This is a genomic window from Staphylococcus hyicus (genome assembly GCF_000816085.1).
Lineage (GTDB): Bacteria > Bacillota > Bacilli > Staphylococcales > Staphylococcaceae > Staphylococcus > Staphylococcus hyicus.
This window is the reverse complement of the sequence record NZ_CP008747.1, coordinates 108262-133926: the sequence shown is the minus strand read 5'-3', so window position 1 is coordinate 133926 and position 25665 is coordinate 108262. Positions and strand designations below refer to the sequence as shown.

16 protein-coding genes and 5 pseudogenes are annotated in these 25665 nt (G+C 37.8%); 16 read left to right on the top strand and 5 right to left on the bottom strand.

Annotation, left to right across the window (positions count from 1 at the left end):
- Positions 1-85: 85 nt before the first annotated feature.
- Positions 86-643 (bottom strand): hypothetical protein, encoded by a 558-nt coding sequence (locus SHYC_RS12450; protein WP_039643550.1) that lies wholly within the window; start codon positions 641-643, stop codon positions 86-88.
- Here SHYC_RS12450 and SHYC_RS12595 point away from each other — a divergent pair.
- The 15 genes and pseudogenes from SHYC_RS12595 to SHYC_RS00460 all read left to right on the top strand — a co-directional run.
- Positions 621-1565, top strand: a pseudogene (locus SHYC_RS12595) (Ig-like domain-containing protein); the annotation flags it as partial. The gene SHYC_RS12450 and the pseudogene SHYC_RS12595 overlap by 23 nt on opposite strands.
- Positions 1566-1628: 63 nt before the next feature.
- A pseudogene (locus tag SHYC_RS12590) lies at positions 1629-2633 on the top strand (SdrD B-like domain-containing protein); the annotation flags it as partial.
- 42 nt (positions 2634-2675) lie between these two features.
- Positions 2676-5126 carry an SdrD B-like domain-containing protein gene (locus tag SHYC_RS12585; protein WP_407696130.1) on the top strand — a complete coding sequence of 817 codons (2451 nt, stop codon included), beginning with the start codon at positions 2676-2678 and terminating at the stop codon, positions 5124-5126.
- 422 nt (positions 5127-5548) lie between these two features.
- On the top strand, positions 5549-6241 hold the full coding sequence (locus SHYC_RS00505) for an exotoxin beta-grasp domain-containing protein (RefSeq protein WP_039643546.1): 693 nt from the start codon (positions 5549-5551) through the stop codon (positions 6239-6241).
- A 24-nt stretch (positions 6242-6265) separates the two neighbouring features.
- Entirely contained in the window at positions 6266-8329 is a 2064-nt protein-coding gene (locus SHYC_RS00500) for an LPXTG cell wall anchor domain-containing protein (RefSeq protein ID WP_082021511.1), read from the top strand.
- A gap of 225 nt (positions 8330-8554) precedes the next feature.
- Positions 8555-10084 (top strand): hypothetical protein, encoded by a 1530-nt coding sequence (locus tag SHYC_RS00495; protein ID WP_039643545.1) that lies wholly within the window; start codon positions 8555-8557, stop codon positions 10082-10084.
- Between the two features lie 139 nt (positions 10085-10223).
- Positions 10224-10958, top strand: a complete 735-nt coding sequence (locus SHYC_RS00490) for an exotoxin beta-grasp domain-containing protein (protein ID WP_039643541.1) — start codon at positions 10224-10226, stop codon at positions 10956-10958.
- Positions 10959-11323: 365 nt separating this feature from the next.
- On the top strand, positions 11324-11701 hold the full coding sequence (locus SHYC_RS12545) for a YSIRK-type signal peptide-containing protein (protein WP_052257757.1): 378 nt from the start codon (positions 11324-11326) through the stop codon (positions 11699-11701).
- A 322-nt stretch (positions 11702-12023) separates the two neighbouring features.
- Positions 12024-13085, top strand: a pseudogene (locus tag SHYC_RS12675) (fibrinogen-binding adhesin SdrG C-terminal domain-containing protein); the annotation flags it as partial.
- Positions 13086-13154: 69 nt separating this feature from the next.
- Positions 13155-13829 (top strand): annotated as a pseudogene (locus SHYC_RS12670) (SdrD B-like domain-containing protein); the annotation flags it as partial.
- Positions 13803-14111: an LPXTG cell wall anchor domain-containing protein gene (locus SHYC_RS12665; protein WP_306437997.1), complete on the top strand. Its 309-nt coding sequence runs from the start codon at positions 13803-13805 to the stop codon at positions 14109-14111. The pseudogene SHYC_RS12670 and the gene SHYC_RS12665, both read left to right, overlap by 27 nt.
- Positions 14112-14666: 555 nt before the next feature.
- Positions 14667-18218 (top strand): annotated as a pseudogene (locus SHYC_RS12435) (SdrD B-like domain-containing protein); the annotation flags it as partial.
- 278 nt (positions 18219-18496) lie between these two features.
- A complete protein-coding gene (locus tag SHYC_RS00470) occupies positions 18497-19183 on the top strand; it encodes an exotoxin beta-grasp domain-containing protein (protein ID WP_039643540.1) in 687 nt (228 codons plus the stop codon).
- A gap of 182 nt (positions 19184-19365) precedes the next feature.
- Positions 19366-20076, top strand: a complete 711-nt coding sequence (locus tag SHYC_RS00465) for an exotoxin beta-grasp domain-containing protein (RefSeq protein ID WP_052257754.1) — start codon at positions 19366-19368, stop codon at positions 20074-20076.
- Between the two features lie 204 nt (positions 20077-20280).
- On the top strand, positions 20281-20994 hold the full coding sequence (locus tag SHYC_RS00460; RefSeq protein ID WP_039643538.1) for an exotoxin beta-grasp domain-containing protein: 714 nt from the start codon (positions 20281-20283) through the stop codon (positions 20992-20994).
- Positions 20995-21404: 410 nt separating this feature from the next.
- Here SHYC_RS00460 and SHYC_RS12210 read toward each other — a convergent pair whose 3' ends face one another.
- The 4 genes from SHYC_RS12210 to SHYC_RS00445 form a co-directional block, all read right to left on the bottom strand.
- Positions 21405-21572 carry a hypothetical protein gene (locus tag SHYC_RS12210; RefSeq protein ID WP_158484605.1) on the bottom strand — a complete coding sequence of 56 codons (168 nt, stop codon included), beginning with the start codon at positions 21570-21572 and terminating at the stop codon, positions 21405-21407.
- Positions 21573-21601: 29 nt separating this feature from the next.
- Positions 21602-22135 carry an anaerobic ribonucleoside-triphosphate reductase activating protein gene (nrdG, locus tag SHYC_RS00455; RefSeq protein ID WP_039643535.1) on the bottom strand — a complete coding sequence of 178 codons (534 nt, stop codon included), beginning with the start codon at positions 22133-22135 and terminating at the stop codon, positions 21602-21604.
- Entirely contained in the window at positions 22122-23984 is a 1863-nt protein-coding gene (nrdD, locus tag SHYC_RS00450) for an anaerobic ribonucleoside-triphosphate reductase (protein WP_039643533.1), read from the bottom strand. Before nrdD ends, nrdG begins: the two co-directional genes overlap by 14 nt.
- 244 nt (positions 23985-24228) lie before the next feature.
- A complete protein-coding gene (locus tag SHYC_RS00445; protein WP_039643531.1) occupies positions 24229-25155 on the bottom strand; it encodes a lactate/malate family dehydrogenase in 927 nt (308 codons plus the stop codon).
- Positions 25156-25312: 157 nt separating this feature from the next.
- Here SHYC_RS00445 and SHYC_RS00440 point away from each other — a divergent pair, with 157 nt between their 5' ends.
- Positions 25313-25510 carry a DUF6440 family protein gene (locus tag SHYC_RS00440; protein WP_039643529.1) on the top strand — a complete coding sequence of 66 codons (198 nt, stop codon included), beginning with the start codon at positions 25313-25315 and terminating at the stop codon, positions 25508-25510.
- The last annotated feature ends 155 nt before the right edge of the window (positions 25511-25665 follow it).

The following is a 25665-nucleotide window of genomic DNA, read 5'->3' as shown; positions in this document are numbered from 1 at the left end:
CTGCGAGTACCGCACCAAATACCACGTCTTCTACATCGTCTCCAACAACGAGTTCTACATCGACAAACACGACATCAACCACAAATCAATCAAATTCAAATCCTACAACGCTACCAGACACAACAACGTCTACTGCCAATGCAACAGATACTTCCACATCAACGGCCACTGCTACTACAGTAAGTTCTACAAATACCTCAACATCAACGACAACGACAGCTCCAGCAACATCAACGACAACGACAGCTCCAGCAACATCAAGTACGACGACAGACACTTCCACTTCAGCATCTTCGCCAAATACAAATACAACAGTAACAGACACGACACATACGACAACATCAAATTCGAACACTTCACCACAAAGCACCTCGACAACGGCTACTTCTGAGACCAACACTTCAACTGCTAGCACGACAAGTTCATCCACATCAACGTCTAACACTGCTTCTGTCAATGCCATGCCAACACAACCAAATAATACAGTTACTGCTGCAGAACCAACTTCAGCGACTTCGTTATCAAATCCAGTGACGACAGGCCCATCTTCAAGCAATAATGGTCCGACTACAATAGCGACAACTGCTGAGACGACACCGACATTACGTTCATTTAGTTTAATGACCGCTTCTCCTACTGTCACGACTTTAGCCGCAACATCGGGAGCAAACGTAAATCAATTAGTCACTGTAACAAACCCTAAAATTTCTAAAACAACCATCGACCCAAACCAAAGTGGTAATTTCCGCTTAACTGCTGATTATGTCGTCAATGGAAAAGTAAACGGAGGGGACTATTTTACAATTCAAATGCCCACTTACGCTAATCTCAATGGAGAATTAGATTTCTCAGCATCTAACAATCAATTTCCAATTGATTTGTACTCTCCTGCAGGTTATGTCATTGCGAATGGCGTCTATGATACCAATACCAAAACATTGACTTATACGTTTACAGATTGGGTGAATGACAAAGAAAACATTTCCGGAACCTTTAACTTAGCACAATTTGCCGATCGTAAAACCGCACAAAAATCAGGCACGTATCCATTGAACTATAATTTAGCTGGAGAACCTTTCTCTACATCCATTACTTACACATACGACAATCATGATTATGGAGTCTATCCATCTTCTGTCGATACGATGATTACCCGTGTAGACGGAACAGAAAAAAACAACACGTTTACAGAAGTTATTTACGTAAACCCTAAAAATGTAGACTTAAGCGCTGCACGGTTAATTATGGGGAAAGATACACCTAATAGTAATGCCTTAATTGATTACAACACTACCAACTTTCACATTTATCAAGTGCCTGATCCAAGTGTGTTAACAGACAGTTACTATTTTAATCCTGCAGGCTATCAAGATTTAGCTCCAGAATTTTATCAAAACGGTTGGATTTATACGAATCTTGACGGCAACTTAGAAATCGATTTTGGTGCAATCCGCACACCTTTTGTTGTGGTGATGGACGCTCATTTTGATCCTAACCACAGCAATGATTTATCAACAAGAGCCACACTCATTGCGACAGATCAAAAGAACTATACCTCAAATTATAATTTTGATAATGGCTTTTTGGTCGAAACGAGCTCTGGTACCGGTGATGGCACGGTAAAAACGTATCGTTTAGGAGACTATGTATGGAATGATGCGAATCAAAACGGCATTCAAGATGAAGGTGAAGACCCGATTGAAGACGTCGTCGTAACACTTAGAAACAGCAACGGTGATGTTGTAAAAACAGGTGTGACAGACAAGTACGGAAACTACTTATTTACTGGTTTGCCGAATGGTACCTATACAATTGAATTTGTTCCTCCAGAAGGATATCTTCCTACAGCGGTGGGGTCAGGTACGGATAGAACGATTGATTCCAATGGTGAGACTGTAGACGTAACGATCAACGGAGCGGATAATTTTACGATTGACTCTGGCTTTTATCAACCAACTCCTGAACCAACGCCAGTCCCTGCTACGTATGAGCTCGGTGACTATGTCTGGAATGATTCCAATAAGGACGGCATTCAAAATTCCAATGAAGTCGGCATTGCCGGTGTCACGGTCACATTAACTAAGCCCGATGGTTCTACTGTGACAACGACAACGAATGCTTCTGGGAAATATGTCTTTACCGGCCTTGAAAACGGCACATATACGGTGACGTTTACTACCCCAGCGGGATTTGAACCGACCAAGACAAATATCGGCGATAGTCGTTTAGATTCTAATGGTTTATCAACGACCGCAACCATTAACAACAACGACAATTATTCTGTGGACTCTGGATTCTATCAACCTACTGTCGAACCGACACCCGTACCCGCTACTTACGAACTCGGCGACTATGTCTGGTATGATTCCAATAAGGATGGAATCCAAAATTCTAATGAAGTCGGGATTTCTGGCGTCACAGTCACATTAACCAAACCCGATGGTTCAACGGTTACCACAACGACGGATGCCACTGGAAAATATGTGTTTAAAGGACTTCAAAATGGCACGTATACGGTAACGTTTAAGACACCGGCAGGATTTGAGCCGACCGCATCGCATATTGGTGATAATCGTCTTGATTCTGATGGCTTGTCTACAACTGCTATAATTCAAAACGCAGACAATTTCACCATCGATTCGGGATTTTATCAACTTACAAGCACGCCAGCACCCGTGCCTGCCACATACGAGATCGGGGATTACGTTTGGAACGACTCTAACAACGATGGTATCCAAAACTCCAATGAAGTCGGTATCGCTGGCGTTGTCGTCACACTCACAAAACCAGATGGTACCACAGAAACGACAACGACCGATGCGTCTGGGAAATATTTATTTACTGGCTTAGATAACGGTGAGTATACTGTGACCTTTACCACACCACATGGATTAGAACCAACGTTAACCAATGTCGGTGACGACCGCTTAGATTCAAATGGTTTATCAACAACCGCAACCATCGATAATGCGGATAACTTATCAATTGATTCCGGATTCTATCAACCTGTGGAGGAACCGACACCCGTGCCTGCGACATACAAATTAGGAGATTACGTTTGGAACGATTCTAACAATGACGGCATTCAAAATTCGAATGAAGTGGGTATTGCAGGCGTGATTGTGACATTAACCAAACCGGATGGTTCAACGGTAACAACCACAACCGATGCGTCTGGGAAATATGTCTTTAACGGTCTGGAAAACGGCGAATACACCGTCACTTTTACCACACCACAAGGCTATGTGCCAACAGCAATTAATGTCGGCGATGCACGTTTAGATTCCAATGGGGTTTCAACGACAGCTATTATAGATAATGCCGACAACGTCACAATCGATTCCGGGTTCCACAAACCTGTGACACCACCGACACCCGTGCCTGCCACATATACGTTAGGCTATTACGTTTGGAATGATACGAATAAAGACGGCATCCAAAATTCCAATGAACATGGCATTGCCGACGTGACTGTAACATTAACAAAACCGGACGGCTCGACGGTAACAACGACGACCGATGCCTCTGGAAAATATGTCTTTAACGGTCTAGAAAATGGTGACTATACGATTACCTTTACGACACCAGATGGCTATGAACCTACAAAAATTAATGTCGGGGATGATCGTTTGGACTCTAATGGATTATCCACAACAGCCACAATCAATAACGCTGACAATATGTCCGTTGATTCCGGATTCTATCAACCCGCTTCACAACCAACACCGGTCCCTGCGACTTATGAACTCGGGGATTATGTGTGGAATGATACGAATAAAGATGGCATCCAAAATTCTAATGAACACGGGATTGCCGGTGTCACTGTGACACTCACAAAACCAGATGGCTCGACAGAAACGACGACAACCGACGCCTCTGGCAAATATGTTTTCAAAGGATTGGAAAATGGTGACTATACAATTACCTTTACGACACCAGATGGCTATGTCCCAACTCAAATTAACGTCGGTGACAACCGTTTAGATTCGAATGGGATCTCTACAACCGCAACAATTCATGACAATGACAACTACACTGTAGATTCTGGCTTTTATCAACCAACGACAGAACCGACACCGGTCCCTGCCACTTATGAACTCGGCGACTATGTTTGGAATGATACGAATAAAGACGGGATTCAAAATTCTAATGAACATGGTATTGCTGGCGTCACTGTGACACTCACAACACCAGATGGCTCGACAGAAACGACGACAACCGACGCTTCTGGCAAATATGTTTTCAAAGGATTGGAAAATGGAGAATACACCGTTACCTTTACAACACCTCAAGGTTACGAACCGACACAATCCCATGTCGGAAATCACTACTTAGATTCAAACGGTGTTTCTACCAAAGCAACGATTAATGACGGGGATAACTTCACCATCGATTCTGGTTTTTATCAACCGACAATAGAACCGACACCGGTGCCTGCCACTTATGAACTCGGTGACTATGTTTGGGACGATTCTAATAAAGACGGCATCCAAAATTCGAATGAACACGGCATTGCCGGTGTCACTGTAACACTGACAAAACCAGATGGCACGACAGAAACAACGACAACCGACGCTTCTGGCAAATATGTTTTCAAAGGATTGGAAAATGGGGAATATACCGTTACCTTTACAACACCAAACGGCTATAAACCGACACAATCCCATGTGGGTGACCACCATTTAGATTCAGATGGTTTAACTTCGAAAGTCATGATTAATAATAGCGATAACTTTACTGTCGACTCTGGATTCTATCAACCAACGGTAACTCCGGATCCAACACCAGAACCAACGCCTGAGCCGACACCAGAACCGACACCGGAACCAACACCGGAACCAACACCGGAGCCAACGCCTGAGCCGACACCAGAACCGACACCAGCACCGGAAGCTATGCCAAAATCATCAGTGGTGCCAAAATCATCAGTGGTGCCAAACGTCACACACACAACGTCACAAGCAGTTTCTAGCGAACACAAACATACCACAACACATAAAACAACATTACCTGATACAGGCCATAAAGACATGAACAGTGGTCTTATAGGTACATTACTTGCCGGACTTGGGGCACTCTTCTTATTCAGAAGAAACAAACGTACGCCTAAAGACTTGCGCAAATAAAAGACACATCCCTTAAGTGAGATACACTTAGGGGATGTTTTTTACTTCTACCACCATCTCCCCCACTAGGCGCCTACTTTCTTAAAAGATTCAACATCTACTTCACCTTGCATGTTATTCGCATGCTACTTGTTTTAGAACATCATTTTAAATACATGACCGCCCTAGACAACACACTGAAAACATTGATAAGGCGGTATTTTGTCTTTTCTAATATTAATTCCTGGAAAAGATACTCCTTTAGTAGTAATTACGCACTAAAGCAGTCATATTTATAACATAATTAATAAACGTTAAAGTTAAGTTAAGCAATATTTAATTTTAACGTTTAACTTTCAGGTCTATAATAAGTTTGATTGTTAGTATTACGTAATCACCGATAATCAATTACTTTGGGAAATAGAAAAAAAGGAGCAATGACAATGAAATTATCTACGATTGCTAAAACAAGTTTAGCATTAGGAATTTTAACAACAGGAGTAATGACAACATACGCTCAATCAGCAGATGCGGAAGTACAAGCTAGTGTTCAAACTAAAATTAGTACTGAAGATTTAAAAACGTACTATACTAAAACCCCATTTGAGTTAAGAAATGTCAATGGTGAAAGAGAAGGAGACAATGTCAAGGTTATTGATGGCGTTCAACTAACTAATGTCAAACTTACCGGGGAAGATCGTAAAAAGTTAGATAAATCATACCTACCAAATATAGATGTATTCGTAGTTAGGGAAGATTCTAATAGAGGCGCTGAAAATTATTCTATTGGCGGAATCACAACAACTAATAAATTAAACCGCATTGATCAATTTAAAACGGTTTCTCTAAAAATAAAGACTAAGAGTGGGGAATTTTTTGTAACAAATGATAATCCATATAACATATACAAAGAACAAATTTCACTTAAGGAATTGGACTTCAAATTAAGAAAACAACTAATTGAAAAATACGGCTTATACAAAGGTGATAAAAAAGGCGGCACAATCGTAGTAAAAATGAACGGTGCTGAAAAAGATAAATACACTTTTGAATTAGACAAAAAATTACAAGATCACCGTATGGGCGATGTTGTCGATTCTAAAAACATTAAAGAAATAATTGTTGAAATGAAATAAAAAAATAAATTTTAGGAGTTTATGATGAGAGAGAATTTTAAGCTACGTAAAAAGAAAGTCGGCTTGGTTTCGGTTGCCATCGCTGCGATGTATATAACTATGCAAGGACAGGCGGAAGCTTCTGAAAATACGGCTGAAGTCCCTCAGCCAACAAGCATTCAAAATATTGAGGACAAACAAGTTGAACCTAAACGTCAACTTGTAACTGAATCACCAACAAATCCAGTTGTTAAACCTACTGAAGCGGTAGAGACAAAACAAACAGATACAAAAGAGAACGTACAGGAGAACTACGTTAAATTAGATAAAGTAACGCCTGGTGATACTAAAATCACGGGAAAAACGTTACCTAATCAAATCGTTTCATTAACTATTGATGGCAAAAGTTTAGGTTCTGTTGAAGGTGGAGATGGCGGTTTCGCAGAATCTGATGATAACGGCGCATTTACTTTTGATTTGAATGACAGAAACATTGTGTTTAATCAAAAGGTTGATGTGATTTCATCAAATTTAAATTTTGATATTGAATCTGAAGAAGGTTCAGAAGAATCTATGCTAGAAGAAGAAGGTGCAGAGGCGACAGATACGACAACAACAGGTCGTTACGATAAAGCCTACGCGATTCCTACGAAACAATTAGAGAAACAAAATGGTCATCACCAAGTACTCGTAGAACCGATTCTTAAAGATTCTGGCATTATTAAAGGCCACACATCTGTGAAAGGTCGTGTAGCTCTTGCGATTAATAATAAGTTTATTAATTTAGGTTACGATGATTTTGACAAAAACACACCATTAGCGCAGGCAAAAGCACGTAACGAAGGTATTTGGAAATTCATTGATGATAAAGGGTATTTTGAATTTGATTTCAAACGTACACCTTTTGAAAGTCATCAAATCAACAAAGATGACTTAATCTCGATTACATTCAAACCAGATGATGAGGAAGAAGCACTCATTCCTTTAATTTTCAACCTTAAAGCCAGTGACTTTGCTAATGTTGCTACTGCTACAACATCATATTCCCCTAATGATGTAAAAAAAGTCGCAACGTTAAACAATGGCGCAGCTGATTTAGAAGTTGAAGATATTCATGGTTTTGTGTATGAAAGCGATCGTGGCATCGACAAACCTGTCGATAGCAGTCAAGGTACAAGAGAAATCAAAGGTAAAACAAAGTTTGCCAATTCAGTGGTTAATATTAATTCAAGCCTAGGCGAAGGTAATGAATTCCCAGATTTACAAGTGAATGAAAAAGGTGAATTTTCATTTAATGCTTCAGAAGTCGGCATCCGTTTAAATAATGGCGAAAAACTTCATTTCACAGTTGTTGATCCATTAACGGGTGCGATTTTAAGCAACCTTGTCACAAAAGAAATTACAGTAGCTGAAACGGAAGAAGAGAAAAAAGAAAGAACGTTGAATGAGTTACTAGATATTACCCCTGCGTATTACCGCCTTGTAGGTGATGAAATTAGAGGTTACGACATTCATGGTAACGTGCTTGATTATTTCAATGCTAATGACAAGGAAGAAATTGCACGTCATTTTAAAAGCCTTGGAATAGATCAACCTAATTTTAATCTATTACCAGGATGGCCAACAGAAACAAAGTCTGCAACAATGACTGATTCTAAACCGGCTCTATCTGTTGCATCAAACACAACAGCGATGCCTAAAGTAAGCGTACAGGCGCCATCTGAGGTTAAATCCGTGACATCACCTGAAGCATCATTAGAAACACGTTCAAAGACAACACCTAAGACAAAGACAGAACCAACAACTATAGCAAAGTCAGCATCTCGTCCGAATACTGCATCTCAACTAAGTACAACAGCTGAAACGACACCAGCGTCACAAACTATCCCTGTAACGACACTCGGTGTAGCTTCAATGAATCAAACAATGATGCAGTCATCAAGCGCCCCAACTCCGGTATCAACTAACGTTGTATCACATGCTAAAACAACACAAGCGAAAGCTTTACCTGAAACAGGTCATGAAAAAACACATGCCGGATTGCTTGGTACATTTTTATTAGGACTCGGTGCATTGTTCCTATTAGGTAGAAAACGTAAATCAAATTAATTGATGCATTTTAATTCAAAATAATTAACACAATATATTAAGCGTGATTTCTTAAATTCCCAGCAATGTCCCTATTGTTGGGAATTTGAGGTAACGCGTCATTAAAAAGATGACTTTACTTTTAAACCCAACACATCACCCATCCAAAAAGTATAGACGTTAAAGTGACCCCAAATAAGATTAAAGACATATTGAAAAATGTGAAATAGAGTTTAGGAGTTTATAATGAGAGAGAAATTCAAATTACGTAAAATGAAAGTCGGCTTGGTCTCAATCGCCATGGCAGCGATGTATATCACAATTCAAGGACAAGCAGACGCTTCTGAACATGTTTCTGATGTAAGTCAGTCAACAAATTATAGTAGTGACCAAAGACACGTTGCATTGAGCCCCCAACAAACAACTGAAGGTCACACAAATACACACGTTCAAGCCCCGGAACGAGGAAATGAAAAACAAACCGTTGTGAATAAAGAAACACCTAAAAATTTCGTGGAACTAAATGAAATAAAACCAGGTGACAATCAGATAACAGGTAGAACATTGCCTAATCAAACAATTTTACTAAATATTGATAAAAAGAGCGTAGATTCCGTAGAAGGTGACCTCGTAAAATCTGATAGCAATGGGAATTTCACTTATAATTTAAACGATAGAAAAATCGTTTATAATCAAGAAGTAGAAATAACATCGTCAAATTTCAATTTAGAGCTAGATATTGAGTCTGAAAATGAAGAAAATGCTATGGAAGAAGAGAGTAATGACTTAAGTAAAAGTGTTAAAACCGGTCGTTACGATAAGACCTATTCGGTTCCCACTAGACAATTAGAAAGAAATAAAGGCCATCACCAAATTTTTGTAGAACCTATTCTTAAAGACTCTGGCATTATTAAAGGACACACGTCTGTAAAAGGCCGTGTCGCACTCGCAATTAATAATAAGTTTGTTAATTTAAGTGATAGTAGCGAATATGAAAAAGCCATGTCAAATGCTGATGCTAAATCTCGTGTAGATGGCATTTGGAAACATATCGATGATAAAGGCTACTTTGAGTTTGATTTTAAACGCAAACCATTAGAAAACTTTAATTTAAAAGATAATGATTTAGTATCAATTGCTTTTAAACCTAATAATGAAGAAGAAGCGCTAATTCCATTAATATTTAATGTGAGAGTCACTAATTTTGATAATATAAATAACGCTGTCACATCTTATTCTCCTGAAAAAGTAAAAAAAGTTGCTACTATCAATACGATTACTGATGATTTACAAATAGATGATATAAAAGGCTTTGATTATGTTAGTGACCGCGGTATAGACGTACCTACTAAAAATGGTCAAGGCACTAAAGTAATAGAAGGCAAAACGAAATTTGCGAATGCGGTTGTCAATGTGACGTCTAGTCTTGGAGAAGGCAACGAATTCCCAGATTTACAAGTGGATAAAGATGGTAAGTTTTCATTTAACGCATCTGATGCAGGATTTCGTTTGAATAATGGAGAAAAACTACATTTTGTCGTTGTAGACCCATTGTCTGGTAAAGTTTTAAGTAAACTCGTGACGAAAGAAATTAAAGTCGCAGAAACTGAAGCACAAAGAAAAGAACGCGAATTTGATGAATTAATTGAAGTTACCCCTGCTTATTTCAAATTAGCAGGTAACGAAATAAGAGGCTATGATATTCATGGTTATATCCTCACTTATTTCAATGCATATGATAAAAAAGAATTAGAACGCCATATTTATAAAGGTTAATAATGATTTAAGAACAGCTTTATCGCTTTGATAAAAACGCTAATTTATCATTTCGATAAGCTGTTTTTAATGCCTAATTTATGGGGATATTTCCCGTTTTTATGATTAAAGATTATTTAGTATTGAAGGAGTTATAGATATGAAATTATCTACAATCGCTAAAGCCAGTTTAGCATTAAGTATTTTAACAACAGGTGTCGCTACGACAAATACACAAACTGTAGAGGCAGCACCATACAATTATGGGAGCTCATCTTATTATGGACCATCATTTAATTATGAAAAATATTTCCAACATAAAGATAATGATATCGATAATTTGTATACGTACTATTCGAAACATAGTTTTGATTTCAAATATCAAAAAGGCTATGGTGATGGTCGTGAAGTAGATGTTCAAGATCCCTATTCACATCAATTTAATACCATCTCATTAGTAGGTCAAAATAAGGATAGATACCAACAAAGAGAAATTCCAAATATCGATGTGTTTATAGTCGGTGAAGGCTATGGTTATCAAGCTACAAATTATTCTGTTGGCGGTATTACGAAATCAAATAGCCGTTACTATGCAGGTCCTGTTGTAAGTCCACAATTGTCAATTAAAAATGGCAATCATTCATCTTTAGTCAATTTTAATATTTACAAAGAAGAAATTTCACTTAAACAAATTGATTTCAAAATTAGACATCAGTTAATTAAACATTATGGACTTTATCAAAATGGCAAAAAATCAGGAAGTATCATTATAAATATGAAGGATAGTTCTCCACATCATATTGACCTAAACTCTAAATTGCCTACTGAAAAAATGGGTAATGTGATCGATTCAAGAAATATTAAAGACATTAAAATCGAGATGAAACACTATTAATGCGTGTGATTTTCATACGTTCTTTTCAACATAAATTGAATTAAAATGTACAGCTTTTCAGATTATCTTATGAAATATTCTGTTAAGCTGTTTTTGATTTATTGTAAAAAAAATTTTTATTTCTTCTTCAATCGTGAGGATACAAGGGGTCCTAAAGACAGACAATTATATAAATATTAATTTCAATTAAATTTTTGAACCCTGAATTATATAATCAATTGAACTTTCAGAATATTTTGCTATACTAAGTAATGCATTGTCTATTTTATTGTTTTAAATAAAGTATTGCATATCTTTGTGGCGCAATTTTATGCGTTGTTACAGTTTGTTGGACAACTAAATCTTATATCATATGGAGGATTTTTATGGAGAACCAAAATTTCTTACCAAATAAGCAAAACAAGTATGCCATTCGTAAGTATACGGTGGGTACGGCATCGATTTTATTAGGTTCGATTTTATTCATGGGCCATCACGAGGAGGTTAAAGCGGCAGAAAGTACACCAACATCTACGGCTGATACGTCGTCAACATCTCAAAACACATCGTCTAATACGACGTCTTCTCCAAGTACAATCGCATCACCTACAACGAATACGACTGAAATGCCAAAGACAGCGACGGCTACAACTCCAAATGCGACTTCTAATGCGACTACTTCTGAGACATCGCCTTCTACAAATGCCTCTACTTCTGAGTCATCAACTACTACTAATCCAACTACGGTAAACTACTTCTTCTGATCAATCCACACAACCTACAACGTCCCAGTCTATACCGAGTACGGATAGTCAATCATCAACGTCTTCGAATACTACTTCTACTGATAATACAACAACGCCTAAATCTACGTCTGAGACAACTTCCCAAGCGTCTACATCAGACTCACAATCAACAGCTAATACTACGTCAACTCATACACCTACTGAAACAACAGTATCATCAACCGTTGATAACACTACACCGTTAAATGCTGTTACACCAGATACGACGACTGGCATTACGTCTTCAGATCAATCTAAACCTACAAATACAGTCACAGCACAAGATGCAAGCCCAGCCACTGTGTCTAATACAAATACAGATAATACTTCTTTATACGCATTATTAAAAGAATCTTTTGACAATAAAGATGCGAATACTGTAACGACTACAGCTGAAACGACACCGACATTACGTTCCATTAGCACTTCTACACAACCTACACGCATCTCAAGAGCTACAGCTACAGGCACAAACGTGAATGATTTAGTCACAGTTTCAAACGCATCAATCTCTCAAAATGCCATAGACCCTAACCAAAGTGGGAACTTCCGTTTAAAAGCAGATTATGCGGTGAATGGTAAAGTTAAAAGTGGTGATTACTTTACACTTCAAATGCCAACATATGCAAATGTAGATGGCGAGCTTGACTATTCGGCAAATAATAATCAATTCCCTATAGATTTATACTCCCCGTCAGGCTATGTGGTCGCAAATGGCGTTTATGACACTACAACGAAGACATTAACGTATACATTTACAGATTGGGTGAATGATAAGGAAAATATCTCAGGTAGCTTTGACTTAAGTCAATTCGCTGATCGTACAACGGCTCAAAAAGCTGGTACGTATACATTAAATTACAATTTAGCGGGTGAAACGTATACTACACCAATCACCTATAACTATAATCGTCATGATTATGGCTTAGATCCCGCTTCAGTCGATTCATTAATTACAAGTGTGGACGCGACAGGCAAAACCAATGACTTCACAGAAATCGTTTACGTGAATCCACAAGATAAAAACTTGAGTTCAGCACAGTTAATACTTGCCCCGAAAGACGCGAATAGTAATGCGATTATCGATTTAAACACGACGAATTTGCATATTTATAAAGTACCAGACCCGAGTCAACTTACTGATAGTTATGATTTTAATGCAGCAGGGTATCAAGATTTAGCTCAAAACTTCTATCAAAATGGCAGCATTTACACAAATGCGAATGGTCAATTAGAAATAAACTTTGGTGCCATCGACGGTCCTTATGTTGTCGTTATGGATTCTAAATTTGATCCTACTCTGGGGTCTGAGTTAACGACAAGAGCTACCCTTAATGCGACAGACTCTTATGGGAAATCATCAAGTTTCTATTTCGATAATGGCTTTACTGTTGAAACAAGTACCGGTTCTGGTGATGGTACGGCACAAACATATCGTTTAGGCGACTATGTATGGGAAGATACGAATCAAAATGGTGTACAAGACGCAGGTGAAACCCCTATTCCGAATGCCGTCGTAACTTTAAAAGATAGTCAGGGAACTGTACTTGATACCGCAGTCACAGATGAATATGGTAACTATTTATTCTCTGGATTGCCTAATGGAGATTATACGGTAGAGTTTGTGACACCAGATGGCTATACACCAACCGTGGTTAATGCAGGTGGGAATGATGCGACGGATTCTGACGGCGGTACAGTACCTGTGACGATTAATGGCGCGGGTAACCTTACAATTGACTCTGGATTTTATAAGCCAGCACCTGAACCAACACCTGTTCCTGCCAAATATAATTTAGGTGACTATGTGTGGAATGACTCGAATCATGATGGTATTCAAAATTCAAATGAAGTTGGTATTGAGGGTGTTGTGGTCACACTTACTAAACCAGATGGGTCGATTGTTACAACGACGACAGATGCTTCTGGTAAGTATGTATTTAATGACCTTGAAAATGGCGATTATACTGTGACATTTACGCCACCTGATGGCTTTGAGCCAACGCTCACAAATGTCGGCGATAACCGTCTAGATTCAAATGGCATTACAACAACTGCGACAATCAATAATGCCGATAATATGACAGTTGATTCTGGATTCTTCAAACCAACTATTGACCCTACACCAGAACCAAATCCTAACCCGACACCTGAGCCTAACGCTAACCCAACACCAAGATCTACATCCGTACACACGACATCGAAACAACCAACACCTATGCCAACTCAAAAATCAACAACATCTAACTCACAAGAAAAACCAGCTAAGTCTAATGCTTTACCTGATACAGGTAAAGAAACGACACATACTGGTTTAATTGGAACATTATTCGCAGCACTTGGAACACTTTTCATTTTTGGAAGACGTAAGCGTTCTAATATAAAATAATAAAAATGTTTATAGGGTGGCACTGATGTGTCCCCCTTTTCATATGTGTCGATATTGCTACAACAAAAGTTGTGCATAGTCAACTAAATTTTATTCATAAAATATTGATACATCAGTTTTTATTTTTATAATAATATCGCTCTATAGCCCACAAATGCCGTCATAACAACTTTTTAGATAGCTATTTTATCTTTAAACAGCTCTTTATTTTTTTGTTTTTTATATAAAGATTATGCAAATACATAATCTATTAACTTCTCACTCCCTACCGCCCATCTTTTAAAATCCTCACTATCCTTTGTCCTACGCGCGTTGTCTATACATGTCTTGACAGTTTGGAAACTTAAATAATTTATTAGATATTAAAAACCTTAAAAATTGATTGTATTTTTACAATCGTTTGATATACTGATTTAAGCGTTGCTCATTTGTTTAAATATATTAATTATGTTTTATGTATCATTTAGCGCCTTAAATTTTATATAGCTCGAAATCATATAGACTATACAATGAGCAATATACTTAATTTTTATTTACGAACTACGGGGGAATAAAATGAAAAAATTAGATTTTTTACCGAACACACAAAACAAATATGGAATTCGCAAGTTTACAGTGGGAACAGCTTCAATTTTATTAGGAACATTATTATTAATTGGGACGAATAATGATGTTAAAGCAGCAGAAGATACTGCGACAGCAACAAATACAACATCAAATACAAATGTTACAGATTCTACAAACACATCCAATTCACCAACTGAAAATACTGCTACGACATCTGATATCACTACAACGAATACAACAGATGCCACAACAAACACTGCATCAAGTAATACAGCAACACCAGATAGCACAACGTCTGAAGCTACATCGTCAACAGATAGTACACCTGTTGCAACGGACAACGCATCATCTGTTGACACATCAGTTTCATCAATCAATGATACAGCGACAGTGTCAGCACAACCTGAAACAGTGAATACAATAACAGCTGAAAGTACAGCAGCCCCATCACTAGACAGTACGACTACAGATACGTCTAACAACAGTCCTGATACTATTGCGACAACAGCAGAGCCAACACCGACGTTACGTTCAATAAGTTTGACGTCACAACCTACAACGACCACTTTTGCGACTGCAACTGGTAAGAGTACAAATGTGAATAATTTAGTCACAGTCACAAATCCAACAATATCTAAAACAGCCATTGATCCAAACCAAAGCGGTAATTTCCGTTTAACGGCAAATTATACAGTTGATGGAAAAGTTCAAGGTGGCGATTATTTTACAATTGAAATGCCAACGTATGCCAACATCAATGGTGAGCTCGATTTCTCTGCTAGCAACAACCAATTTCCTATCAACCTTTACTCTCCAGCAGGCTATGTAGTCGCAAATGGTGTATATGACACAACAACAAAAACATTAACGTACACATTTACGGACTGGGTGAATGATAAAGAAAACATTTCAGGTAGCTTTAACCTTGCCCAATTTGCAGATCGTAAAACAGCGCTCAACTCAGGGACATATGACTTAAGCTATAACTTAGCGGGTGAAACTTATAACACACAAATTACGTATAATTATGACAAACATGATTATGGGATTTACCCTGCATCCGTCGATACTATGATTACAAGTGTAGATGGAACTGAAACAACAAACACATTTAAAGAAACGATTTATGTCAATCCAAAAGACGTTGATTTAAGTGGTGCACGCTTGCTATTAGGTACTGACACACCTAATAGCAACGCCATTATTAATTACGATACAACGAAATTGCATATTTACCGTGTGTCAGATCCGAACCAATTAACAGATAGTTATTACTTTGATCCAACCGGATATCCTGATTTAGCTCAAAGTTTTTATGATAGTAAACGAATTTATATGAATTCTGATGGTAATTTAGAAGTTAATTTTGGTGGTATTGATACGCCTTATGTTGTCATTATGGAATCTCAATTTAATCCTAATCATAGTAATGATTTATCTACTCGCGCTACACTCATCGCCACTGATTTAAATAATTATACTGCTAAGTATTATTTTGATAATGGCTTTTTAGTAGAAACAAGTTCTGGATCTGGTGACGGTGTTGCTAAAACGTATAGTCTAGGTGACTACGTTTGGGAAGACTCAAACCAAAACGGTATTCAAGATGCAGGCGAAACACCAATTTCAGGTGTAGTCGTTACGCTAAGAGACAGCAATGGATATGTCGTTAAAACATCGGTAACTGATAAATATGGTAACTATTTATTTTCAGGTCTAAAAAATGGTACTTATACGGTCGACTTTGTCACACCTGATGGCTATGTACCGACTGTTGAGAAAGCAGGGACTGATACGACTGACGATTCAGATGGCACAAGCGTTCCAGTAACCATTGATGGCGCGGATAATTTCACCATTGATTCTGGTTTTTATAAACCGACACCAGAACCAACACCTGTACCTGCAACTTACAATTTAGGCGATTATGTGTGGAACGACTCAAACAAAGACGGCATTCAAAACTCAAATGAAGTCGGTATCGAAGGTGTGACTGTCACATTGACAAAAGCTGATGGTACAACAGTTACGACAACGACGGATGCTTCTGGTAAGTACGTTTTTACAGGCCTTGAAAATGGTGAGTACACAATCACTTTCACGAAACCTGAAGGCTTTGAACCAACTTTAACAAATGTTGACGATTACCGTTTAGATTCAAATGGGTTATCAACGTCAGCTACGATCAACAATGCAGACAATATGTCAGTTGATTCTGGCTTCTATCAACCTATTGTTGAGCCAACACCTGTTCCAGCGACATACAATTTAGGAGACTATGTGTGGCATGACTCTAACAAAGACGGCATTCAAAACTCAAATGAAGTCGGTATCGAAGGCGTTATCGTAACACTCACTAAGCCTGATGGTACGACGGTCACAACGACAACAGATGCTTCTGGTAAATATGTCTTCAATGATCTTGAAAATGACGAGTACACAGTAACATTTACGACACCTGAGGGCTTTGAACCTACGCTAACTAACGTTGGAGATAATCAATTAGATTCTGACGGGTTATCTACTAAAGTAACGATTAACAACGCCGATAATATGTCAGTTGACTCTGGGTTCTATCAGCCAACGGTTGAACCAACACCTGTTCCAGCAAAGTACAATTTAGGCGATTATGTGTGGAATGATTCAAACAAAGACGGTATTCAAAACTCAAATGAAGTTGGTATCGAAGGTGTTGTCGTAACACTCACTAAGCCTGATGATACGACGGTTACAACGACAACAGATGCTTCTGGTAAATATGTCTTCAATGATCTTGAAAATGGCGAGTACACAGTGACATTTACGACACCTGAAGGCTTTGAACCTACGCTAACTAACGTTGGAGATAATCAATTAGATTCTGACGGATTGACGACTAAAGTAACGATTAATAACGCAGACAATATGTCGGTTGACTCTGGGTTCTATCAACCTACTGTTGAGCCGACTCCGGAACCAACACCTGAGCCAACTCCAGAACCAACACCTGAGCCAACTCCAGAACCAACACCTGAGCCAACTCCGGAACCAACGCCTGAGCCGACTCCGGAACCAACACCTGAGCCGACTCCAGAACCAACGCCTGAGCCGACTCCGGAACCAACACCTGAGCCGACTCCAGAACCAACGCCTGAGCCGACTCCAGAACCAACGCCTGAGCCGACTCCAGAACCAACGCCTGAGCCGACTCCAGAACCAACGCCTGAGCCGACTCCGGAGCCAACGCCTGAGCCAACTCCGGAACCAACGCCTGAGCCAACTCCGGAACCAACGCCTGAGCCAACTCCGGAACCAACGCCTGAGCCGACTCCGGAACCAACGCCTGAGCCGACTCCAGAACCAACGCCTGAGCCGACTCCGGAGCCAATGTCTCATATGACTCAGTCACACCATGCTGTACACGTTCAAATGGTAAAACCTGTAAGCCATAAATCTCAAGCCTCTCCTAAAGCGGCTTTACCAGAAACAGGCCATGAAAGCACTCATTCTGGCCTCATCGGCACATTACTTGCTGGGCTTGGTGCAATGTTTTTCATCCGTAGAAAACGTACATCTCAACAAAAATAATTATTCAAAATGTAAAGAAAAAAAGAAACAACGACATGTGAAAACACGTCGTTGTTTTTTTATCTCCGTTACTCTATCAATCATCTTTTTGGACTCTCATTAATACCACTCAACTAACCTTTTATAACTTATTAACATGTTATTAATTGGTATTTAATTCTATAAAATGATGCTCCTCCTTATAATGAAAGTAATGATTTGTATTACGTAATCAATAATCATCATAATTTTAAATAAAAGGAGCAATAGACATGAAATTATCTACAATCGCTAAATCAAGTTTAGCCTTAGGTATTTTAACAACAGGAATCATAACAACACATGCTCAATCAGCCAATGCTGCAGAAAGCTTTAACTCTGGCGTACATATTATCAATAACGATACTGCCTCATTACATTCATATTATCAACAAGCTTATTATGAATTTAATAATGTTTCGGGTACGAAAAATGGTAAATCTCTCGTCGTGAAAAATGGAAATCAAACTATTGATATTACAATACCTGAAAGTGCACAACAATTTCAAAATGGTCAAGTTTCTAATATCGATGTGTTTGCCGTAAAAGAATACAATGATACAAAACTTCCATCTATCGGTGGAATTACACAAAACACAAAACCACTGATAGATGGCCCTATCACGCCTAAAATCTCATTACGCAAATCCAATGATACAGGCATTTTCACAGATGATGTCCATTTATCAATTGAAAAACAAAATGTATCTTTAAAAGAGTTGGATTTTAAACTTAGACAACAACTTGTTGAACATGATGGTTTATATGCTAACGGTTACAAGCGTGGCAACATCTTTATTAGAATGAAAGATAATGTAAGACATGACATTGATTTGAGCGATAAATTGCCTGTGTCTCAAATGGGCACAGTCATTGATGCCACACAAATTGATCATATTCACGTAGAAATGAAATCATAAAACCGGCACGCACACGTGTATTTCAACTATCGCATTTTAAATTTATCGGATTTTTTATAGTGACGTACATTCAATGTAACGCTATTTAAACACTTTCTCATAAAGGCACATGATGCGTGATTGGTCGTAGTATTCATATGCGTACCGCGCATCACTTGACCTATCATAAAGGAGCTAAAAATATGAAATTATCTACAATTGCTAAATCAGCATTGGCACTTGGTATTTTAACAACAGGAATCATGACAACAAACGTACAATATGCACAAGCAGAGCATCACGATGATGCACGTCCAAGAATTGTTAATTCAGAAAACAAATTCTTACATGAGTATTATTCACGTCCTTATTATGAATATAAAAAAGTATCTGTATTTAAAAAAGGCAATAAAGCTTTTCTTAGATCAAAAGGCCGTCTCACAAACATTTTGTTATCTGGAGATGAGAAAAATGCATACGCGAATGGCAAAGTACATAATTTAGATGTATTTACTGTTCAAGAAGAAGGCAATCAACGTGTGCACTACTCCGTGGGCGGTCTTTCAAGAACAAATTTTACAAGCAATCCGAATTGGATCACTAAAGTTGCCGTTTCATTATATAAAACGACTGAAACAGCACAATTGGATTACCACTATAATATTAGTTCAAACAAACAGCAACTGACTTTAAAAGAATTAGATTTTAAATTAAGACAAAATCTTATTAAAAATGCTGAGTTGTATGAAAATGGCTATAAATACGGAGACATTACCGTAAAAATGAAAAATGGAACACGCCACGTGATCGATTTAACGCAATCATTACAGTATAAAAGAATGGGCGTGTTAATTAGTCCAGAAGATATAGAGCATATCGATATCCATATAAAGAAAATCGATATCAAGTTGTAATTTCAGAGCATTACACACACGCTCTGTGATTGTTCTATAAGCTAACTTTTTTATATAATTAGTAGATTATTTAAATAAACGTTATGTATAGTTAAACGTTATTTAATTTTAAAAATTAAAGTCCTCGCTTATACTAAAGGGGATTGGTCGTATTTTAAGTTTTCCATTTACTATCACTTTGTACAACATAAAGGAGCTAAGAATATGAAATTATCTACAATTGCTAAAGCAAGTTTAGCATTAGGAATTTTAACAACAGGAATTATGACAACAAACGCTCAATCTGTAAGTGCAGCAACGCCAAAAGCAGAAACTACACAAAGTAAAGAGACAGCTTTCGAAAAAGTTAAAGCGTATTACTCAAATGGTTATACAGAATTACGTAACGTAAACGCTTATGCAGCACCTAAGCGTGAAAATGTGGTTGTCGTTAAAGACAATACAAAAACAACAGCGATTAAACTTAAAGGCATTGATCAAGATCTTTACACTGCGAATTTAACAGGTGTTGATGTATTCGTTGTAAACGAAAATAATCCTAATAGTAAAATCGTTAAAACGACTGGCGGTATTACGAAGACTAATAAAGCGCAATATTTTGATTATGTCGCAAGCCCTTCAATTACCGTGGCGAAAAAAGGCGCGAATGGTAAACCTGCTTTATTAGGTTCATTCCCATACCTTATTTCTAAAGAACAAATTTCGCTGAAAGAATTAGATTTTAAAATCAAAAAATTATTGATTCAGCAATACGGTTTATATGAAAATGGTCTCAGCAACGGTAAAATTCGAGTTGTAATGGATACTGACAAAAAGAATGACTACTACACATTCCAATTAAACAGAGTTTTAGAAGAACACCGTATGGGTGTTGTCATTGATCCAACTAAAATCAAAAAAATTCTAGTCACAATGTAAGATCAAGACTTAAACCATACCGTAAAGCAGTGCCATGCTATCAAGTTGCCCCCTTGATTGGCACATTTACAAGGTATACTCAGCAACACCTTTTAATACACATCAATCACATGTAAGAAACAAAGAACAAGTGATAGCACACTGGAACTGTTGCTTGATATTCACAAATCAAACAATTTAAGTGTATGAATAAACTTCTAATATAAATATAAATTGATAATGTTTTAAAAAGCAGTGCTATCGTTACAGAGCCCCCCCTCGTAACGATAGCCTGTTTTAACGTTATTCATGTCAAAAAGTCATCATTTTTATCTTGAGCACATTTGAAATGGCAACGTTATGACTAAAAATATAACCCAGGAAATTTCATGCATAGTCGGTGTACAGCTCATATAGTTTGATGCCTTCTATCAGTAACGCGACCCGCTATCCTTACTCATTTTAATAAATCTAAAGACATACACGATACCTACAATGAGAAAAATAATACTGAATAACCATGATTGTTTCACGGTAAACACTACTGCGCCAACGATAAACAATATACCTAATAATAATGTCAAATATTCTCTTTTCATAAAAATCTCTCCTTTTATATTATTTTATATTATTCAATATATATCGCTATGCGTTGGTTTTCCAAAGATTTCCGTACATCGATGACGCGCTGATTGAGTGAGCCTTTATACGCTAAATTAGGTTGATATAATGATTGTATAAATAATCCGTCGACCAACACATCGGTAAGGGACAATAATTGATGTCTTGGACCTGTATCATTTTTCAAATATTCGAATAGGAACCCCGTCCAGACCCATAATGTTTTACGATGTCCAAATTTTTCACGAAACGCACGCGCCACTTTTAACGTAATATCAATATTACAAAATGGCTCCCCACCTAAAATACTCAGGCCTGAAATGTAATCGGGTTCGCAGTAGGTCAAAATTTCTTCTAAAATCGCGTCAGAAAAAGTTTCACCATAATTAAATTTTTGAGCTGCAACGTTATAACAGCCTTCACATTGAAATGGGCACCCTGACACATACAGACTTACGCGTACCCCTTCTCCATCGACAAAGCTATGTTGTTCGATTTTCGCAATGTATCCTTGTCCATCTACAATATCAAGAACGGTCATGATCTTTGCCATCTTTCATATGTTTCACCCGAGCACTAATTTCTTTTTGACGTCCTTCAATGACAGGTCGTTGAACAGGATTACCTAAATACCCACATGTCCGTTTGACCACATCAATCGTTTTAGGGTCACTATTACCGCAATGTGGACACGTATAACCTTGCGCTGTCGTTTCAAAATCTCCTTCAAACCCACATTCATAACAACGATCAATAGGAATATTCGTTCCTAAATAGCCCACTTTATCATACGCATAATCCCATACCGCTTCTAGCGCTTTTAAATTATGGTTTAACTTTGGATATTCGCAATAGTGAATAAACCCACCACTTGCATAATACGGATAGTCTTTTTCAAAATCAATTTTCTCAAAAGGCGTTACAGCTTTTCGCACATCATAATGAAAGGAATTTGTATAATAACCTTTATCTGTAATGTCCGGAATCGCACCAAATTTTTCAAAATCTAATCGACAAAAGCGGTCAGTTAATGATTCACTTGGCGTGCTATAAATACTAAACCAAATATCCGTATCTTCAGTCCATTTTTGTTGATAATCTTTCATTTCCTTTAAAATATCTAGTGTAAAGGCTTTGGCTTCAGGATTTGTTTCCCAATCCGGACCGTAAAAGACCGTCGCCACTTCATATAAGCCGATGTATCCCATTGATACTGTAGCGCGACGATGTTTAAACACATCTGATACGGGTTCGTTATGCTGTAATTTATATTTAAACGCCCCACTCTTATATAAAATCGGCGCATTTTCTGGCGTTGCTTGAAGCACACGTTCTAAGCGGTAAAGTAATGCTTCATGTAGGACATCCATACGTTCATGAAATATTTGCCAAAAAGCCAGTTTGTCACCGTTTGATTCTATCGCAATACGTGGTAAATTCAGTGTCACAACCCCTAAATTACAACGACCATTATTTTCAAAATGGCCTTCAGCATCGCGCCAAGCTTGTAAAAATGAGCGACATCCCATAGGCGCTTTAAAATCACCTAATATATTCACTAATGCTTCATAATTTAAGACATCCGGATACATCCGTTTTGTTGAACATTCGAGTGCCAATTGCTTAATATCGTAATTCGGATCGTTTTCACTAAAATTCACGCCTTTTTTAATTGAAAAAACGAGTTTGGGAAAAATCGCCGTCATGCGTGTTTTACCTAATCCTTTAATGCGCGTTTTTAATATCGCTTGTTGGATTTTACGACTCAATGTATCCGTTCCAAGCCCAAATCCTAAAGTTACAAAAGGCGTCTGTCCATTCGACGTATATAACGTATTAATTTCATACTCTAAACTTTCAATCGCATCACCGATGTCTTTGGTCACTTGTTGGTCAACGTATGTTTCAATCGCATCGTCTTTAACAAATTGTGCTGCCACTTTTCTATGATGTGTTTCGTTATGACGTGCATATGTACTGAGCAATTCATCGACGCGGTCAACTGTACAGCCCCCGTACTGACTACTTGAAACATTCGCGATGATTTGAACCAGTTGTGCCGTCGCGGTTTGAATCGATTTTGGAGATGTCACATTCGCATTTCCAATTTCAAAGCCATGTTGTAACATCGATTTGGCGTCAATGAGACAACAATTTGTTAATGGTTGAAATGGATGGTAGTCTAAATCATGAAAATGAATGTCACCATTTATATGTGCTTCTGCCACACGTTTCGGTAATAAATGTTCTAATGCATAAGACTTTGACACGACCCCCGCTGTCAAATCGCGCATCGTTGAAAACGTGTTACTATCTTTATTCGCATTCTCATTCACGACTGTTGGATCTTTCGTGATGAGTCCTTGTAAAGCCCGTTCCAATTGTTTCATAACATCAACCCTTTCTATATATTGTGTCTACATACAATCTAAGACACTATATATTGTATTTCAAACAAAAATCAGACTGTTAACATAACTGTCAAAAGTTTGTTAATAATCATTGAACTTTGCAAAGCGAACAATTCAAAAATAATTAAGATTATAACAAGTGCTAAAAATAACTTTGACGTACAATATAAAAAAACAGTTAACATCCGAATCGTCGGTGTTAACTGTTCTTCTTTATAGAAAATTAACGTTGATTTTTAATATTTATCGTTGCTTTAATGTAATTTTTCGCAGCTTCAAAATGATGTTGTTCCGCTTCATCTAGGGAGATGTTAAACACACGGTCGACACCTTGGCGATGCGTTAATGTTGGTAAACTGATGGCCAGCTGATCGTGTTCATGAAGCGATGTAATTGGCATCACTGATTTTTCATTCAACATTAAACTTTTAACTAAGTTCACTGTCGTTTTAGAAATGGCGACATTGGTCCAACCTTTACTTTTCAACACATCAAAGGACACTTTATCAATTTGCTGAGAAATCGCTTCTTTATTTATCCGCGGTTTATCTGACAGTTTTTCAAATTCTTCAAGTGCCATGCCTGCAATTGTTACTTTACTCCAAACTGGTACGGCATGTTGCCCGTGTTCACCAATTACAAAACCTTCCACACTTTTCGGATCAATATCATAGTGATCGGCGATGAGTGTTTTGAAACGCGCTGTTTCAAGTAACGTTCCTGTACCCATTATTTTCTCATTTGGATACGCGTTCGCTTGTGTCGCAATATACGTCATCGCATCTACAGGATTAGATATAAAAATGACCAGCGGTTTCGTTGTCACACGATACAATTGATTCATAATATCTTCAATTAATGAAATATTCCCTTTTGTCAACGCGGTACGGTCAGGAATATCAGGATCCATTGGTACACTCGCAGTGACCACTACCACATCTGCATCTGATAAATCAGCATACGTTCCGTGGTGAATGTGAATATGATTCGTACTTGATAATCCTTGTGCATGGTGATGATCAAGAACTTCACCATCTGCCAATGCGGTATTAGCGTCAATCACGACGATACTCGAAAACAAATTCGCATATTGAATATCTGTCAGAAATTGACTCCCCACTTTACCAATTCCTATAATACCTAACTTCATTTTACCCTCTCCTTTATTTAACGATTTTAAGTGTTAAAGTACATTTTAATATAATATTGGTAGAAATTAAAACAAAAACATATCCTAACCGCTCATTGCTAGTTTCAGTATATGATACGATATTGTAGAGACGATACACGTAAAAGGAGGTATTAATATGTTTAAAAACGATAAAAACGAACGGTTTCACGTAGAAAAATGTAGTCACTCCAAAGGGAATAGCTGTTATATCTTAACGGATAAAGAAACCGGTATTCAGTATTTGTCCAATTGGACTGGAGCCGGTGGCGGCATCACTCCTTTATTGGACAAAAATGGACACATCTCAAAAGTAGATCCCTCCACTTTAACTTAATGTGCACGTTTACGACTTCAATCGCTCCAATTTCATGTCATAATATACGGATGAACGATTGTGTGACAAAGAAGGTGGTGCATGACTCGTCAAAGTACAGTATTGACTGTGTTTTACTTTTCCTCATACAAAAACGCCCTATAAAGTTTTCACTT